The organism is Paenibacillus sp. 1-8 (assembly GCF_056316205.1).
In genome coordinates this window covers 3,887,270-3,905,175 of sequence record NZ_CM149995.1, presented here as the reverse complement: position 1 = coordinate 3,905,175, position 17,906 = coordinate 3,887,270, and the positions used below count along the sequence as shown (strand labels likewise).

The 17,906-nt window shown below is 47.9% G+C and carries 14 protein-coding genes and 1 pseudogene; 12 read left to right on the top strand and 3 right to left on the bottom strand.

All coding sequences use genetic code 11. The features are described 5' to 3' along the window. Window positions 1-7: 7 nt before the first annotated feature. From AC0WRU_RS17900 to AC0WRU_RS17875, 6 genes and pseudogenes are all read left to right on the top strand, one after another. Window positions 8-457, top strand: coding sequence for a copper amine oxidase N-terminal domain-containing protein (locus AC0WRU_RS17900; RefSeq protein ID WP_476125791.1), 450 nt, complete (start codon window positions 8-10; stop codon window positions 455-457). 94 nt (window positions 458-551) lie between these two features. Continuing rightward, complete coding sequence (locus AC0WRU_RS17895) at window positions 552-773, top strand: DUF3102 domain-containing protein (RefSeq protein ID WP_476125790.1); 222 nt, start codon at window positions 552-554, stop codon at window positions 771-773. Between the two features lie 444 nt (window positions 774-1,217). Next, window positions 1,218-1,433, top strand: a pseudogene (locus tag AC0WRU_RS17890) (helix-turn-helix domain-containing protein); the annotation flags it as partial. Between the two features lie 85 nt (window positions 1,434-1,518). Further along, window positions 1,519-1,632, top strand: a complete 114-nt coding sequence (locus AC0WRU_RS17885; RefSeq protein WP_235332289.1) for a putative holin-like toxin — start codon at window positions 1,519-1,521, stop codon at window positions 1,630-1,632. Window positions 1,633-1,964: 332 nt separating this feature from the next. After that, window positions 1,965-2,327 (top strand): DUF4190 domain-containing protein, encoded by a 363-nt coding sequence (locus AC0WRU_RS17880; RefSeq protein ID WP_476125789.1) that lies wholly within the window; start codon window positions 1,965-1,967, stop codon window positions 2,325-2,327. A 107-nt stretch (window positions 2,328-2,434) separates the two neighbouring features. Then, window positions 2,435-2,677: a hypothetical protein gene (locus AC0WRU_RS17875; protein ID WP_476125788.1), complete on the top strand. Its 243-nt coding sequence runs from the start codon at window positions 2,435-2,437 to the stop codon at window positions 2,675-2,677. A gap of 51 nt (window positions 2,678-2,728) precedes the next feature. On the opposite strand, the gene AC0WRU_RS17870 is transcribed toward AC0WRU_RS17875, so the two are convergent. Next, window positions 2,729-2,881, bottom strand: coding sequence for a DUF1540 domain-containing protein (locus AC0WRU_RS17870; protein ID WP_134913222.1), 153 nt, complete (start codon window positions 2,879-2,881; stop codon window positions 2,729-2,731). A 293-nt stretch (window positions 2,882-3,174) separates the two neighbouring features. Beyond that, window positions 3,175-4,362: an enoyl-ACP reductase FabV gene (gene fabV, locus AC0WRU_RS17865; protein WP_476125787.1), complete on the bottom strand. Its 1,188-nt coding sequence runs from the start codon at window positions 4,360-4,362 to the stop codon at window positions 3,175-3,177. A gap of 189 nt (window positions 4,363-4,551) precedes the next feature. Here fabV and AC0WRU_RS17860 point away from each other — a divergent pair, with 189 nt between their 5' ends. The 5 genes from AC0WRU_RS17860 (at window position 4,552) to AC0WRU_RS17840 (ending at window position 14,726) form a co-directional block, all read left to right on the top strand. Then, a complete protein-coding gene (locus AC0WRU_RS17860; protein ID WP_476125786.1) occupies window positions 4,552-10,518 on the top strand; it encodes a WIAG-tail domain in 5,967 nt (1,988 codons plus the stop codon). Window positions 10,519-10,674: 156 nt separating this feature from the next. Next, window positions 10,675-11,178 (top strand): hypothetical protein, encoded by a 504-nt coding sequence (locus AC0WRU_RS17855; protein ID WP_476125785.1) that lies wholly within the window; start codon window positions 10,675-10,677, stop codon window positions 11,176-11,178. A 169-nt stretch (window positions 11,179-11,347) separates the two neighbouring features. Continuing rightward, on the top strand, window positions 11,348-12,061 hold the full coding sequence (locus AC0WRU_RS17850) for a response regulator transcription factor (protein ID WP_476125784.1): 714 nt from the start codon (window positions 11,348-11,350) through the stop codon (window positions 12,059-12,061). A gap of 2 nt (window positions 12,062-12,063) precedes the next feature. After that, window positions 12,064-13,443 (top strand): sensor histidine kinase, encoded by a 1,380-nt coding sequence (locus AC0WRU_RS17845; protein WP_476125783.1) that lies wholly within the window; start codon window positions 12,064-12,066, stop codon window positions 13,441-13,443. Window positions 13,444-13,658: 215 nt separating this feature from the next. Next, window positions 13,659-14,726: an ABC transporter ATP-binding protein gene (locus tag AC0WRU_RS17840; protein ID WP_476125782.1), complete on the top strand. Its 1,068-nt coding sequence runs from the start codon at window positions 13,659-13,661 to the stop codon at window positions 14,724-14,726. Window positions 14,727-14,862: 136 nt separating this feature from the next. On the opposite strand, the gene AC0WRU_RS17835 is transcribed toward AC0WRU_RS17840, so the two are convergent. Continuing rightward, on the bottom strand, window positions 14,863-16,146 hold the full coding sequence (locus AC0WRU_RS17835; protein WP_476125781.1) for a pectate lyase family protein: 1,284 nt from the start codon (window positions 16,144-16,146) through the stop codon (window positions 14,863-14,865). Between the two features lie 899 nt (window positions 16,147-17,045). Here AC0WRU_RS17835 and AC0WRU_RS17830 point away from each other — a divergent pair. Continuing rightward, the gene (locus tag AC0WRU_RS17830; protein ID WP_476125780.1) at window positions 17,046-17,783 is read left to right on the top strand and encodes a cyclase family protein; all 738 of its coding nucleotides are present in this window, start codon (window positions 17,046-17,048) and stop codon (window positions 17,781-17,783) included. Window positions 17,784-17,906 lie beyond the last annotated feature (123 nt).

The window sequence follows — 17,906 nt, the reverse complement described above, 5'->3', positions numbered from 1 at the left end:
AAGTATTATGAAAAAGAATATATTTCTTTTGGTGATTATTCTGTTTGCCAGCTCTATTTTTTCAACAAGTATTTACGCTGCCGGAGAAGCACAAAGGGCTAACATATATGTTAACAATGAAAAACTGGATTTTAATGCGCTTATAGCTTATTCTGGTGTAGCAATGGTTCCTTTTCGTGAAATATTCGAGCAGTATGATATGAAAGTTAGTTGGGATAATTCTAATAAAACAGTGACTGCAAGCAGTCAAGATGGCTCAACTGTCATAAAATTAAGCCAAGATAATAAGACAGCATTTGTAAATGGTAAATCATATTCTTTATCTCAAACACCTTTTTTGGGTGAAAATATTTTATACGTGAACCTTAGGTTCATTAGTGAATCAATAGGTGCAAAAGTGAATTATGATAAACCATCACTTTCTATTCACATAACTCTCCCTAAATCCGCAAAATAATAGAAGCTTTGCCCCGGAAATATTCCGGGGTTATTTTTTTATTTTGAACTAATTTTAAGAAATCAACAGTTACAAACAAATTGCTGGTCAGTCAGTGTTTGAGATTGGACGACGATTGAAGCATGTAAAGGAGAATGATTTGGTGCATGGGCAATTTTCAGAATGGCTTGAAAGCATTGATTTTAACCATAGCACAGCAAGCAAGATGATGAAGCATACGAGCAGTTTGGAAAATCGGAATCGTCTCCGAATTTGGGGACTAGAAAATATTAAACTTCTAAATTTATCCAATTATTATATACCCTGGGATGGTTAAAATCAATAGACCACTTAACTTCTGCGAATATGGACACAGCACTTCCACTCCCCGACTTGGCCTAATTTTTGACTCGATACCATCCCAAATATCGTTAAGGTTGCTTATATGCTACACATCGAATCTAAGGTAAATTCATAGATAAATTACAAATGATTAGGAGTATAACTATTCAATCGCGTAACTTTGTATTGCTTGAGCTGTATTCTGATTTTCCACAATAAACTATACATAAGCAGAATGATGATACCTTTAATCATGAAATGATTACAAACTATCCAAAAAGGTATCTTAAGTAAATATCTGAGAGGTATATGATTTTGTTCCAAAAAATGGTATAATTATGAGCGATAAAGCAATCTATATTACTACTTGTTTCTCAATTACATAATTTATTTAACTATGCATCATATTGTGAGTTCACGCTGAAAGGGTGTTTTATCCATGAAAATTACACCTACGATACGGACAGAAATTCAAACCTACCTGAGACGGAAAGGATTGAGTATGACCAAGTTTGGACACATCGCTGGCATGAATCCGGGTACCGTGAGTGGCATTGTGACAGGCAATCGTTCTATTTCCGTTCACCAACTGGATCGCATTACGTTAGGAATGGATTTACCCGCAGATTATTTCTATGAAAGATATGTTGAAGAGAGAGGTATAGCATCGGGCTTTTGATTTCAACAACAGAATGGCTTAGTGGGCGGTCGGCTAGTCTCCTGAGAAGGAGGTGAGGCCTGTGGAGGTTAAGGATGCTCTGACATTGATGATGATGTTCGGTACGTTGCTAGTTACGCTAATCGGATTAATCGTCACGCTTGTTATTGCATTGAACCAAAACAAAAAGAAATAGACCGCCTACTCTGGTAAGGTAACGGTCCATTTCATGACACAACCTACTGCCGACCGCTCTTCAAAGCGGCGTTGCCAAAGAGTGAGGATGTTAGCGCATCCTTGCTCTTTTTTATTATGAGCTTCTTGACTACATTTTATCATAAGGCCAATAGTATTGATAATAAAGTAAAGGAATATTGCGGTAAAACGTATTGTGAATTTTAATGAATAGTTGCATACGGCTTAAAAGATAACCATCATTTTCAAAATAAGTACTGTCCTGATTTGTAAGATTGTGGTATCCTAGAACGTATATATTGTTATTTTACATATTGGAGTTGAATCAGACAAATGAGTAATTTATACAAAGACCCCCAATCGTCCGATCCTTTTCAGGATACGAGTGGTTATAACGCCCCATTTAATCCGCCCCCACAGCCACCGGCTACGAACAGTAAATCAATTGCGTCTATGGTATTAGGCATTTTGAATCTTATGTTGGTGTTCATGCCTTACATATCGGTTATATTGGGGATAATTGCTATTGTTTTAAGTGCAATCTCGTTCAAAGAAATTCGACGTTATGGTGAAAACGGTAAAGGTATGGCGGTTGCAGGTTTAGTATGTGGCATTGTCGGTACGAGTATCGGCCTTATTATTCTTGCTTTAATTATAGTTTTCATGGTAATAGGAAGAGACTTCAATTCCAATTAGTTTTCCGAAATTTAATGAAATCAGTGAGCTCATACACTTGTACCCTTCACGATTGGGATTCCAGATGCTATGATGAATGGAGTTCAATCAAGGAGAGTGAAAGCTGTATGGCACGTACTCAAACACAAAAAGCGCTAAGCAAGGCGAAGCGCGCCGGAAACTACTGCTCTGTACAGAGCCGCAAAACAAATGGTCATTATGGCGAGATATCGCAGCATGTGCGAATGAAGCCAACCAAGCAGGAACAATTACAAAGAGTCAAGCACAAGAAGCGAATCGTTCAGAGCGACGCTTCTTTTTTTGTCTTCCGTGTGAAAAAAGGACTTGATAATAATTATCATTCTTGTTAGAATGTGAAAAGAAAAAGGAACCCGGTCAGGGGCTCCTTTCCAAGGCACGAATTACTTGGCTTCAAAGGTTTTGCAGTCGGTTTCTTCTGATTTGTGAGTGTGCGCCGGACTGTTGCTTACGATATAAATGGAGCTTGCGCTGCATTTATTGTCTTGAGCCCAGTAAGTACACGAGTTTACTTCACACAAAACGTCTTTTGCCATGTTGTTCATCTCCTTTGATGGATGTATTAGGCTGAGCAAAAAAACTGTCAGGCAAGGTAGGACTTGTCTAACTGTGTTTACCCTCTTGTCGAAAAGAGGGATTTTGCTATGCCTACCTGTACAATATCAAAGGAATTCTTGAATTGCAATGTCTGCTTTTGTTTGCTATGCGAAGCGGACATGTATCTCCTACTATAATTAAAACAAAAGCTGTCCTCCCTGTAGAGCCGAATGTCTCTCTGCCGGAGAACAGCTTTTTGTATTTCCCTTCCTATATAAGGGCACTACAATAATTAGCGAACGGAAGGAATGCTGACGATCGGGTCGATGTCAGCTTCATAATCCACGTCATCGAATTCAAAGCCGAATAGCTGGAAAAATTCGTGGCGATATCCTTCAAGATCGGACAGCTCGTAGATATTGTCTGTCGTCAGCTCGCCCCATATTTTTGCAACCTCTGCCTGTACGTCTTCACGCAATTCCCAATCATCAATGCGAATACGTCCTTCTTCATCTACTGGAGTTTCCGGAGCATACAGACGCTCGGCAAACAGACGGTAGTTCTGCTCCACGCAGCCTTCATGTAGTCCTTTTTCCTTCATCACTTTGTACAAAGCTGAAATATACAGAGGTACGACAGGGATGGCAGAGCTGGATTGGGTAACCAGTCCTTTGGTAACTGCGACGAAGGCGCGTCCGCCTGTGGCTTTCAGCTGATCGTTCAGCTCACGTGCTGTTGCTTCCAGATGATCCTTTGCACTTCCGATACTGCCTTCTCTGTAGACGGCTTGGGTAATATCTGAACCGATATACGAAAAGGAGAAGGTCGTTGCGGAATCAGCCAGTACACCGCCTTCACGCAAGGCGTCAATCCACAATTGCCAGTCCTCGCCGCCCATAACCTCCACAGTCCCATGGACTTCTTCTTCCGTCGCGGGTTCCAGAGTAACGCTGGTGACTTCGCCGGTGTGGAAGTTGACGGTCTTGTTGGTGTAGGGTTTGCCGATGGGTTTAAGCACGGAATTAAACGTTTCACCTGTGCGGGGATTCGTGCGGCGACCGGAAGCGACACTGTAAACCACCAGATCGACTTGTCCCAGCTCTTCGCGAATGACCTTCACCGTTTTGGCTTTGATTTCATCTGAGAAGGCATCACCTGTCACGCTAAAGGATCGGAGCCCTGCTTCCTGAGCAGCTTTTTCAAATGCAGCAGAATTGTACCAGCCTGCCGATGCTGTCCGTGTGGCCGTAGCATTACTAGAACGATATACACCAATTGTATTGGCACGCGCACCGAAGGCGGCAGTAATGCGAGAAGCCAACCCATATCCGGCAGATGCGCCGATCACAAGCACATTACGAGGTCCCTGGATAGCAGGACGGGCCTGTACATAGTCAATTTGCTCCTGAACATGTTGGGCACAGCCCACCGGATGAGCAGTGGTGCAGATAAAGCCACGTGTTCTTGGTTTGATAATCATGTTATTGTAATTCCTCTCTTCTTCTAGCAATCTTCACCCTTACTATTTTAACTTTTAACAATTTTTTTTCAAACGTGGATTTCAGTAAGTATCCATTTTACGAAAAAGTGTATCCTTGCATGGGGTGGCAAGTGCCTAAGGGCCTGCATATGATGCTGTAACGATAAATATGAGAAGGGAGAGAGCTGCTTGAAGAACAAGAGCCGAAAAACCACCAGAAACAAAAAGCCGCTCTATCGTGTAATTGACCCGGACATGAATGAATTAAGTATGATACAGCGCTCGAAGCCACAGCCTGCGGAGAGGGAGACAGAAGCAAGACTTCATCAAGTTGCTTCTCCGCCTCCCCCAATAGTAGAGGAGCCGGAGCTACAGACAGTTGTCGAGCCTGAAGTCCATATCGAGCACGGGACTGAGGTTGAAGATGCGGTTGAAGAAGAGCCTGAGGTTTCGATGGAGGAACCAAAAGAGCCTGAGCCACTGCCTGATCCGATTGACGTCGAGGAAATTTTGAATAATAAAAAAGCGCCGCATGTAAATAATGCTTTCATTTATACAGACGATTTGAGCGATCTGGCTGTAACTGGGGAGAAGATTGCTCCCGGCTCCATAGATTCCAGTAAGATGAAGCCAGAAAGCATCCAAACGGAATACCTGGCAGATTATGCCGTTCATACGATTAAAATAGCCGATGGTGCAGTGACTTCTTCGAAGATTGCCCCGGATTCCATTACGGTGGAGCATCTGTCGGACGCATCGGTGGCAGGCAGCAAATTGCAGGATCGTTCCATTGGTGGTGAAAAACTTCGTGATGGCAGCATCACTCCAGAAAAGCTGGCTGATAAGATTATCAGCGGCGATCATATTGCGAATGGCTCCATTGAGAGCCGTCACTTCAAGCAATGGATTGTATCTCCAGACATGCTTCAAGACCAGGCGGTCACCTCCGATAAAATTCGCAGCGGTACGATTCAATCTAACAATTTGGCTAATGAGGCCGTCGACAGCTCCAAGCTTGGAGACCAGTCTGTCACCACTTCTAAACTACGGGATGGGGCTGTGGATGGTTCTAAAATACAGGCTGGCAGCATTGAGAGCGCACACCTGACCGAGCATGCCGTTAATTCCCGGCATCTGGCCCCTGGTTCGATTAACCGCAAGCAGCTATCCAACGGAATTGTGGGCAAGGAGCAATTGGAGGAAGGTGTTGTCAGCGGGCGTCATCTGGAGCCTGAGGCGGTCACCAGTGCGCATATTCAGGCCGGAGCGATTGAAAGAAAGCATCTGAGTCCTGGCTCCATCGGGGAAGAGCAGCTTGGAACAGGCCAAGTGACAGCCCGCCATCTGGCGGATCGGAGCATTCAGTCCAATAAACTGGCGGATCAGTCTGTAGGCTCGTTGCAAATTGTCGATCAATCCGTCACTTCATCCAAAATATCGGATCAGAGCATTTTACCGCACAAAATTGCCGATGAGGCGGTACTTACCAGACATATTGCTACAGCAGCGATACAAAGCCCTCAGATTTCACCAGAGGCAGTCTCTTCCTTACATCTCCAGTCCGAAGTCATTCGGAAAGATCATATTGCACCGGAGGCGGTTACGGAGCGGCATTTGCAATCCGGGGCTGTGACGAGCGAGAAATTAGGGAAGGGCGCAGTTCTGGATCACCATGTGGCGAATCAGGCTGTCAAGGAAAATCACATTGCTTCGAACGCTATTAAGTCTGACAAAATCGCTGACGAAGCGGTTACGGAAGCCAAAATTGCCGCAGGAGCGGTAACTGGAAATAAAATTGCGCCTCAAGAAATTGCAGATGTACACATTGCACCCAGGGCTATTCGCGAAAACCATCTGGCGGATAACAGTGTGGGTGGAAAGGCATTGCAGGCTCAATCCGTCAGCTCGGCACATTTGGCCTCCAGCTCTGTGCTGAGCGAACATATCGGGAACGGCAGCGTAGGAACCTCGGCCTTGCAAGGGCAGTCCGTTACCGCAGACATATTGGGTGAAGGCGCTGTTCAAACAGGGCATCTGGCGAGTGGAGCGGTATACTCCCATCATTTGCAGGATCATGCCGTCACTTCGCTGAAACTGTCGCCGGAGAGTGTGGCTACGGATAAAATTAATGATTTGGCGATTACAGCGCCTAAATTGGCAGAGGGAAGCGTAACTTCCTCCAAGCTATCCGCACGCTCCGTGCAGCCATGGCACATTACAGATAAAGCAGTACAGAGCAATCATCTGGCTGTTGAAGCAGTGGAAGCGAATCATCTCGCTCCTGAATCCGTCACCTCCAACCATTTGCAATCTGCATCGGTCCAGACCAAGCATCTCGCCCCGGATAGCGTATCCGGTCATGTACTTCAGGCGGAAAGCGTCACCTCGGAGAAGTTGGCGGCTCGGGCCGTGCAAGCGTCCAACCTGGCGGAAAGCAGCGTCGGCCCTGCACATTTGGCTGCGCAAGCGGTACACACCCGGCATTTGGCAGCTGGAGCGGTACAGGAAACTGCGCTGGCCCAGAACGCTGTAAAGTCTACGCATCTTGCGCCCGAATCTATCCAATCGGAGCACTTGCAAAACGGAGTCATTCAAGGAGAGCACATTGCATTGCAGGCTGTGGCTACTCCGGCCTTACAGGATGAAGCGGTCACCTCTGCCAAACTGTCGGAGGGAAGCGTAACTTCTACCAAGCTGTCTGCCCATGCGGTGCAGTCCGGACATATTATGGATGAAGCTGTACAAAGCAACCATTTGGCTGTGGCGGCTGTGGATTCGGCACATCTGGCTGCCGGAGCGGTCACCTCGGTGCATCTTCAGGCTTCCTCGGTGCTCACGAGACATTTGGCCCCGGATAGTGTGTCTGGTCGTGCGCTTCAAGCGGAAAGCATTACCTCCGAAAAGCTGGCGGCGCGCTCGGTACAAGGAATGAACCTCGCGGAAGGCAGCGTCGGTCCTCCGCATCTGTCTGCGCAGGCCGTACACCCCCGGCATCTGGCAGCCGGAGCGGTACAGGATAGAGCGCTGGCAGAGGGAGCAGTGAAGTCCGTGCACATCGCACCGGAGTCCATCCAGCCGCACCATCTGCACATCGGAACGATTCAGGGCGAGCATATCGCATCACAGGCGATATCGACCGGTGCTTTGCAGGATGAGTCTGTTACGTCCGACAAACTGGCAGGTGAGAGCGTGACAGCCGCCAAGCTGTCCGCCCAATCGGTCCAGCCCTGGCACATTACGGACGAAGCTGTGCAAGGAAACCATTTGGCAGAAGAAGCGATCCAATCGAGCCATTTGGCCCCGGAAGCCATCACCTCTGCCCATTTGCAGGCTTCGGCGGTGCTCACGAGCCATCTGGCCCCGGATAGTGTATCCAGTCGTGCGCTTCAAGCGGAAAGCATCACCTCGGAAAAGCTGGCAGCACGCTCGGTGCAAGGAATGAATCTCGCGGAAGGCAGCGTCGGGCCTTCACATCTGTCTGCACAGGCTATACACCCCCGGCATCTGGCAGCTGGAGCGGTACAGGATAGAGCGCTGGCAGAGGGGGCAGTGAAGTCCGTGCATATCGCACCGGAGTCCATCCAGCCGCACCATCTGCACATCGGAACGATTCAGGGCGTGCATATCGCATCACAGGCGATATCAACCGATGCCTTGCAGGATGAGTCTGTTACGTCCGACAAACTGGCGAATGAGAGCGTGACGGCCGCCAAGCTGTCCGCCGAATCGGTCCAGCCGTGGCACATTATGGACGAAGCTGTGCAAGGAAACCATTTGGCAGTTGGAGCGGTCCAAGACAGAGCGCTGGCAGAGGGAGCAGTGAAGTCCGTGCATATCGCACCGGAGTCCATCCAGCCGCACCATCTGCACATCGGAACGATTCAGGGCGTGCATATCGCATCGCAGGCGATATCGACCGATGTTTTGAAGGATGAGTCTGTTACGTCCGACAAACTGGCGGATGAGAGCGTGACGGCCGCCAAGCTGTCCGCCCTCTCGGTCCAGCCGTGGCATATTACGGACGAAGCTGTGCAAGCCAATCATTTGGCAGAAGAGTCCATCCAGTCGAGTCATTTGGCCCCGGAAGCCGTTACCTCTGCCCATTTGCAGGCTTCGACGGTGCTTACGAGACATCTGGCCCCGGATAGCGTATCCGGTCGTGCGCTTCAAGCGGAAAGCATCACCTCGGAAAAGCTGGCAGCACGCTCGGTGCAAGGAATGAATCTCGCGGAAGACAGCGTCGGGCCTTCACATCTGTCTGCGGAGGCGGTACACCCCCAGCATCTGGCAGCTGGAGCGGTACAGGATAGAGCGCTGGCAGAGGGAGCAGTGAAGTCCGTGCACATCGCACCGGAGTCCATCCAGCCGCACCATCTGCACATCGGAACGATTCAGGGCGAGCATATCGCATCACAGGCGATATCGACCGGTGCTTTGCAGGATGAGTCTGTTACGTCCGACAAACTGGCAGGTGAGAGCGTGACAGCCGCCAAGCTGTCCGCCCTCTCGGTCCAGCCGTGGCATATTACGGACGAAGCTGTGCAAGCCAATCATTTGGCAGAAGAGTCCATCCAGTCGAGTCATTTGGCCCCGGAAGCCGTTACCTCTGCCCATTTGCAGGCTTCGACGGTGCTTACGAGACATCTGGCCCCGGATAGCGTATCCAGTCGTGCGCTTCAAGCGGAAAGCATCACCTCGGAAAAGCTGGCAGCACGCTCGGTGCAAGGAATGAATCTCGCGGAAGGCAGCGTCGGGCCTTCACATCTGTCTGCACAGGCTATACACCCCCGGCATCTGGCAGCTGGTGCGGTACAGGACAGAGCGCTGGCAGAGGGAGCAGTGAAGTCCGTGCATATCGCACCGGAGTCCATCCAGCCGCACCATCTGCACATCGGAACGATTCAGGGCGAGCATATCGCATCACAGGCGATATCAACCGATGCCTTGCAGGATGAGTCTGTTACGTCCGACAAACTGGCAGATGAGAGCGTGACAGCCGCCAAGCTGTCTGCCCACTCGGTCCAGCCTTGGCACATTACGGACGAAGCTGTGCAAGGAAACCATCTGGCAGAGGAAGTCATCCATTCGGACCATTTGGCCCCTGAAGCTGTCACCTCTGCCCATTTGCAGGCTTCGGCAGTGCTGACCCGGCATATCGCGCCGGGGAGTGTGTCCGTTCACGCGCTCCAGGCGGGGTGCGTGACCGCAGAGAAGCTTGCACTTCGGGCGGTGCGTGCTTCGAATCTGGCGGAAGCCAGCGTAAGCTCCACACATTTGACCGAGCAAGCCGTACACACCCGGCACCTGGCCGATGGGTCGGTACAGGAATCGGCGCTGGCAGAAGGCGCGGTGCAATCAAGGCATATCGCGCTGGATTCCGTCCAGTCGGAGCATCTGCAAGCAGGTGCCATCCAGCAGCAGCATATTGGCTGGCAGGTGGTGTCGGAAGACGCATTGCAGGAAGAAGCGGTTACGTCTGGCAAGCTTGCAAATGGAGCGGTACAGTCCCGGCATGTGGCAGAGGAAGCCATTGAAGGCCCACACATTGGAGCGGAAGTGATTGACACGCATCACCTGAAGCCAGGCGTGGTGACGATGGCTCAGTTGTCCACAGATATTCATCTGTCGGGACTTTTGCCGGAGGAAGGCGTCAGTGGTGACAGACTTCAGGCGGAGAGTGTATCCCGCCGTCATCTGCAAGTTCAAGCTGTCGACAGTGAGGTGCTGAGCCCCGAAGCCGTGGGACCAGAGCATTTACAAGCCGCTGCAATACAAAGCCATCATTTGGCAGAGCGAAGCATCGAAGGGCATCATCTGGCGGAAGGCTCCGTAGGCTCACGTGAACTGGAGCTGAACGCAGTGAAGCCGGAGCATTTGAGCATCACCCCGGTTCGTACCTGTGCCAATCAGCCCGCATTGCAGCAGTTCGGCAGAGCGCCGTTTCTTTTAAAGGGTAGCGAAGGAGAGACGGAAGTGACCATTATATTCGCAGAGCCTTTTATGAACCCGGACTATACGCTGGTAGCGATGACGAATCATCCTCTCTTTCATGCGACACTGAAATCGCAAACACCGGATGGAGCAGTAATCGTAGTAACCAAGTGGAACGAAACCGCGCATAACTACGGTATTGTTTCCTGGATTGCCATCGGTTAGTGAATATAATTGTGTAAAACTCATAGCGTGCAGACTCATGTATTTTCTGAATACGGGGCTGCACGCTTTTTCATATACTTTTCACACATTTGTTCCACAATTATCCCGAATTCTCCTGATAAGCTAAAGATACTTTAAAGGAGAGGTGATACAATCATGAAAAAATGGACTAAAAATGCAGCAGCCGTATTGACCGTAGTAAGCGTATTGGGAGGAGCAAGCAGCGCATTCGCCGCTACAGCAACTCCAGCCACAACTGCACCAGCAACGAAAGCCCCGGCGGTTACAACCCCGGCTACTAAAGCACCTGCGACAAAAACACCAGTGGTGAAAGCACCTGTTAAAAAAGCTGCAACAGCTCATAAATCAACAACAAAAGCGAAAAAAGCTCCAGTCAAAAAAGCGGTTGCTAAAAAAGTAGCCCACAAAGCAAAAGCAGTAAAAGCGAAGCACCGTACCGTTAAACATCATGTGAAAAAACATCATGTGAAAAAACATCATGCCGTAAAAACAAAAGCAACTGCTCACAAAACTTCTGCACATCATGTTGTAGCTAAAAAAGTGGCTCCTAAAGCTCCTGTTAAAAAAGTTGCTCCAGCAAAAACAGCAGTGAAAACCGCTCCAAAAGCAGCAGCTAAAACAGTAACAACCAAGAAATAAGGTTGGAGAGCAATTCGCTTCCAGCTCGCCTGGCATATACAGCAGCGATTTATGATAAGAAAAGACGGGACCGGGAACGGTATACCCGTCTTTTGTCTATTTTGCTGGGCTTCTGTTAAGCTTATAGAGAGGGTACAATCATCCAGAACAACGGCAAGGGGTTAAGGCCATGACGAAAATAGTAGTCGTAGATGACGACGTGTTCATTTTGCAATTAATATCTGAATATTTGAAAAAGGAATCCTACGAGGTGACTTCCTTTTCCAGTGGCAAAACACTGGTAGAGCATATCCGTTCCGACCGTCCGGATTGCCTCGTTCTCGATATCATGATGCCCGGAGTTGACGGGCTTTCCCTGCTGACTCAGCTGCGCGAATTTACGGAAATGCCGATTATCATGATCTCCGCTCGCGGGGAAGAAAGTGACCGTATTCACGGGCTGGAGCTGGGATGCAGCGATTTTTTAACCAAACCGTTTAATCCTCGGGAGCTGGTTGGCAGAGTCAAAGCGATGCTGCGGCTGACCAAGGCCGGAACCTCTGCACCGGACGATAAGGAGGCGGTAGAGACAGACGGAGATGTATGTCGTGCGGGCAATCTGTGTATTTTCGCTGAATTCCGTAAGGTTACGGTGGACGGTCAAGAGGTGAATCTGACCTCACGTGAATTTGATCTGCTGCTGTTTCTTTCAAATCATCTGGAAAGACCTTTTGGCAGAGAGCATCTGATTCAGCAGGTGTGGAGCTATGATTTTATCGGTGATGTGAGAGTGGTGGATGATCTGGTCAAACGAATTCGCAAAAAGCTGGCGGAATATCACTCCACGCTTGTCATTAACACTGTATGGGGGTTCGGGTATAAAGCAAGGGTACAGGAGCTGTAGCCATGCGTACGATGAGAGCTAAAATATTGCTGTCCCTGTCCCTCGCGATGCTCATTACCGTCTGTATAACGCTATTCCTATTCATCAGGCTCATCGACGACATTCTCGTCAATCAGGCCAAATCCAAGCTTCATGATCAAGCACGCAAAGCGGTCCATATTATGAGCGACGGGGGCTTTGACCGACTGGACAGCGCTGAGTTTAACTATGTCATCAAAGGTGTGCTTTTGTCTGCCGATTACTTTATTTTAAGCACGGATAACCGCATCGTCCATTCCAGCGTCTCCGGAATGGAGGGCAAGAAGATAGAACAATTACTGTTGATCCGGCAGGGATTTTTTGCATCGGTTCATCCGTCTTCTCGCGATCTGGCCTCTACACACGAAGGGGTGGCCGTGCTCCAAGGTAAAAAGATACTGTTTACAAATGAAGAACTGCCCGGGCAGCCTTTTCGCATATTTGTATATTCTCCGTTGTCTTCTTTAAGAGCGCTATATGTGCCGTTAATGAGAACCACGCTGCTATCCATTGTGGCGAGCTTTCTCGTCATTCTCGTCATTGGACTGATGGTCGTTTCACGCTTGGTGCGCCCGCTCAAACGATTGAAAGAGGCCGTAGGCAACTATGAGCCGAATCAACCGCAGGACAGTGATTTTCCACAAGCGGATAAAAGTGAGATTGGCGAGCTGATCGGTACTTTTCATTCGATGTCCACCCGTATCCAGCAGCATCACCACGGTCAAATTGAATTTTTGCAAAATGTATCTCACGAGCTAAAGACACCGTTAATGTCCATTCAGGGCTACGTATACGCCATTCAGGATCAGGTGGTCTCCCAGGACGAAGGGCTGAGTATCATCAAAGTACAGTCACAGCGGTTGATTGACATGGTGGAAAAGCTGCTTCAGCTATCGAGGCTGGAGGCGCTGGATGAAGAATGGCCTGTCTCATTGATTGATCTAAAAAGCATGGCAGAGGATGCCATTCATTTGCTGATGCCAGTGGCTGCGGAACGTTCTGTTTCGCTTCGAGTAGAAGGCGAGGGACTGCATGTGGCTGTTCCGGCTGAACAGTTATTCCGCATGATGCTGAATTTGTTGCAAAATGCGGTTCGACATACCTCTACCGAGGTTGTTATCCATTTGGAGGCGGGAACGATACCGGAGGTCGTATGGGTAATCCATGTGGATGACGACGGAGAAGGATTGACTGAAGAAGAGGCGGAAGAGGTATTTGGGCGATTCTATACCGGCTCGAACGGCGTCACAGGTCTGGGATTGGCTATTTGCCGTCAAATTGCCTCCCGGCTGAACGGGGAACTGATCTGCACACGCTCGCCATTGGGTGGTGCAAGGTTCAGCTATATTCAACGCATGTTATAAATGAGTGCAAGAAATGGTTAAAAATGATCGTTTTTCTGGATAAACATCCCGTGAATGTAACGCAATATGGCAGGTTTTAGGTATTATTGCAGATATAGCTTGACTGGCGGGTACTAAACTGAGTAAAATTAATCGTATATACCTTGACTCTTGAACGTCGTTTTTTTAGATAGTGGTCAATAATAGTGGTTAATAATAAATGAAAGAGTGATGAGATGAACCGCCTTTTGGAAGTGAAGGACTTAACGATATCTTTCAAGACCCGCCAGGGACTAGTGCAGGCCATTCGTGGCGTAAACTTTCATGTCAATAAAGGAGAGACGCTGGCGATCGTGGGCGAATCTGGCTCAGGCAAAAGTGTAACCTCACAGGCTGTGATGAAGCTGATTCCAACCCCTCCCGGTATTTATCAGAAGGGTCAAATTATTTTTGACGGACAAGAGCTGATTCATAAAACGGAAAAGCAGATGCAGAAAATTCGTGGTAAGGAAATCGGACTGATTTCTCAGGACCCGATGACCTCGCTTAACCCGACGATGAAAGTCGGCAAGCAGATCACGGAAGTGCTTTTCAAGCATGAAAAAATATCCAGGGATGCTGCTCACAAACGGGGTATTGAGCTGCTTAATCTGGTAGGTATTCCTCATCCGGAGCAACGTTTTAACCAATATCCGCATGAGTTCAGTGGCGGTATGCGTCAACGTGTCGTTATCGCGATGGCACTGGCTGCCAATCCGAAGCTCCTGATTGCCGATGAGCCGACAACTGCGCTGGACGTAACAATTCAAGCTCAAATTTTGGAGCTGATGAAGGATCTTCAGAAGAAGATTGATACTTCCATCATCTTTATTACCCATGACCTCGGTGTAGTAGCGAAGATGGCAGATCGGGTTGCGGTTATGTATGCCGGACAAATTGTGGAAACAGGTACGGTTAACGAGGTTTTCTATAACCCGAAACATCCATATACATGGGGGCTTCTCGCTTCTATGCCAAGTTTGGACAGCCACGGTCAGAAGCTGGCGGCGATTCCGGGTACACCTCCTGATTTGCTTCATCCGCCTGTAGGAGATGCTTTTGCAGCCCGCAGTGCTTATGCGATGAAGATTGATTTTGAAAAAGAGCCTCCGCTCTTTCAATTATCCGACACGCACTTTGTGAAATCATGGTTGCTGCATCCGGATGCACCTGCGGTTGAGCCGCCAGCAGCGGTAAAGGCCAAGCTTCGCAAGCTGGATAATGCATTTGAAAAGCCGGTTCTGGTGGAACAATACGGCGGTTAGTGTGTAATTTAAAATGATTAGAAAATGAAGAAGGGCTGTTCTCTCCGTGGAAGAATCTACGGTGGGAACAGCTCTTTTGGTGTGAAGCCGCAGGTTGTGGAAGCCTGTGGCTGTTTGTGCTAGCGGGGCAGTTTTTTTACAGCTTGCCGGAACCGGCTTGGGAAGTGACTTCTGCCTTCACGCTGGCGGATGGGGAAATCTTATCGTTCAGCGATGGTTTCCAGCCTACAGAGGAGCTAAGACCCGCGCTGGAGCCTGCATTTACGGCTTGTCCATTCAGGAGAGTGCCTGTGTCGGACAGGGCTGTGCCTCCAAAGACAGTTACGATTTTATCTGCGGACAAGCCATCAACATCGATGACATTGTTTTCAGCAAAAATTTTGGAGGATTTGCCTGCACCCCAGATATACAGTGAAGGATATTCGGAGCGTTTTACATCACCTGTATAGTAATTGTTGTACAGATGGACTTGTCCATACCGTACGCGTGGTGTACGTTGTACTGTGTTTTCATAATAATTGTGATGCAGGGTTACACGTAAAGCCCCTTCATCTGCTTTTTTGCTGTCGCTGTTGCCAATAATCGACGTTTTATCATGATCGTAAAAGTGATTGTAAGAAGCCGTAACCAGATCGCCTTGGTTAATCACATCGAGAAGTCCATCATGATGCTGGTATTCTTGACCGTAAAAGGTACCGTTTCCGCTATCAGGATGAGACCCATCATTGAAGGTATTGTGGTCTACCCATACATGTGTGGCGCCGCTAATTGTAATGGTGTCATATTCCGAATTCCAGTTGCCTGTGCTGCCGTCCGTTGGGTCCCATTGAGGAAAATAATCGTAGGCATCCTGGAATTCAATATTACGGATAATGACGTTGTCTGTCCCACTTTTTAGTTGAAGGTTCGCGCCGTTAATGACGGCATTGCTACCTAGACCAACAATCGTTGTATTGGACGGAATATCAATGACGACACGACTGGCCTGATTTTTCTGTGAAGCTTTACGCGCGTCTTCCAATGTACCGGAAGGAAGCTTTTTCCCCCACTTAGATGGATCATATGCTTTGAGGTATGCGTCAAAATCATATTTAGGGTCCTTGTAATCGTTCAATCCCAATGGTTTGTTATTGTCATCCACGTTGGCGTTGATCGTGCCTTTGACATAAATGATTTTAGGCGTGCTATTGCTGCTTTTGCCCAAAGCATCGACTAATTGCTTGCGATTCGTTACGGTGAAAATATTGGAAGCTGTGGCTGCAGATCCGCCTGTCGTTCCTGTAGAAAAGGCTGCCCATCCGTTCTTGCTGCCGAGCACCTCCTTACCAATATCGCCTGCCGCATGAGCGGGTGTGCCAAGAGGAGCAAGGGTAGTGAACAGCAGAGCTGCTGCAATGCCGAGTGAAAATCTCTTTTTCATAAAGTTACCTCCGTATATGGGGTTAGTGGAGTAGATAAACGAAGGGAGTCCCGGGTGCTCCTGTGGTTTCTACATTTTCTATCATACTTCTTGTTCCAGTATTTGTTAATATAATAAAAGTTACATACTAAAATATTTGTCGAAAATTTTACATAACACAATGCACCCCTACTTTTTTCCATTCATAGCGAAGTTATACTAATGAAAACGTTAACAATCACATGAAATGGGAATTGTATATATGAATATATGGAATTGTTTTTGTATTTTTCACTCGAAAAATCATTATTTTCCGTATTCGGAATCCTCGCTTTCCGTGGAAAAATACTGGGAAGCAAACAAACTTCATGCTATAATGAAAATTGGTAAAAATTACAAATTGTATATGATTGCCTCAACACTAGCAATAGGTCTTACACTAAACAAATGGAGGTGAGCATGGATTAGTTGAGAATGTTAACGATTTCAATCCAAGAGGAGGAATATCAAATATTAAGAAACCGCTCATTTTATCGCAGATTTTGGCTGGCTGCGTTGGCAGTCCTGTTGCTCGTCCCCGCTATGACCGCCTCGGCAGCTTCCTCGTCCACCTCATCGGACAAAATTCATTTTGCCAATAAACAAGTACTATGTATTTAATAATGTGTGGGGGCAAGGACAGCGGATTATACACCAGGCAGCGGGTTACCTGTACGTCTGTGGGATAATAAAAACATGAACGCCAGTGTGAACTATTCCATTAAGGCTAACGGATGAGTAACGCGAAATTCGTTAGCAGCGTGGAATTCGGTACTGAAATTTTCGGCGGTAGCGGCTCTATCAATATCAACAAATGGAATGTTAATGTACAATAAAAATCAAAACAATTCTTATAATGTAGCTGAGGAGGAATGGGCATCATGGCAGAGCACTTAGCAGATATCTTGAAGTTATTGAAGCAAAAAGAGTGGGTGGATTTGTCCCACGCCTTTTATCCTGAAATTCCTCATTTTCCGCTATTCGATAATGTTCAGGTTGACACGCTGTTTACTCATGACGATGGTTTTTTTGTGAAGCAATACTATTTTCCGGGGCAGTATGGCACGCATATTGACGCACCAGTTCATTTTGTGAAGGGCAAACGTTATTTGCATGAGCTTTCCTTGAAGGAGCTGGTTCTGCCGCTGGTCGTTATTGACCGTTCAGCAGCCGTGGCCACTAATCCCGACTATGAGCTTACGGTTGCCGACATTGTGGCTTTTGAGAAGGAGCATGGACGAATTGTCGATCAAGCTTTTGTAGCCTTTCGCAGTGATTGGAGCAAGCGTTGGCCTGATTCGGAAGCCTTTTCGAACAAGGATGCAACGGGAGACGCACACTGCCCGGGCTGGTCGCTGGATGCGCTGCGCTTTTTGGTAGAGGAGCGGAATGTCGCAGCCATCGGACATGAAACGCTGGATACCGATTCCTCCGTTGCTTATCGCAAAGCAGGCAAGCTGGTAGGGGAATATTACATATTGGAACAGGATCGTTATCAGGTTGAGGTGCTGACGAATTTAGACAAGCTGCCTCCGACGGGTGCTGTCATTTATAATATCGTACCGAGCATTCAGGATTCCCCCGGATTTCCGGTGCGTTCGTTTGCTATTTTGCCTTAATCATTTGATACCGGGTTGTTTGAATACGATTATACAATCATCTTGAGCATAAAAGATCGGTTCAGATATATCTGAACCGATCTTTTATGGATTATTCGTGGTAGTGAACAGTGTGCTTGATTG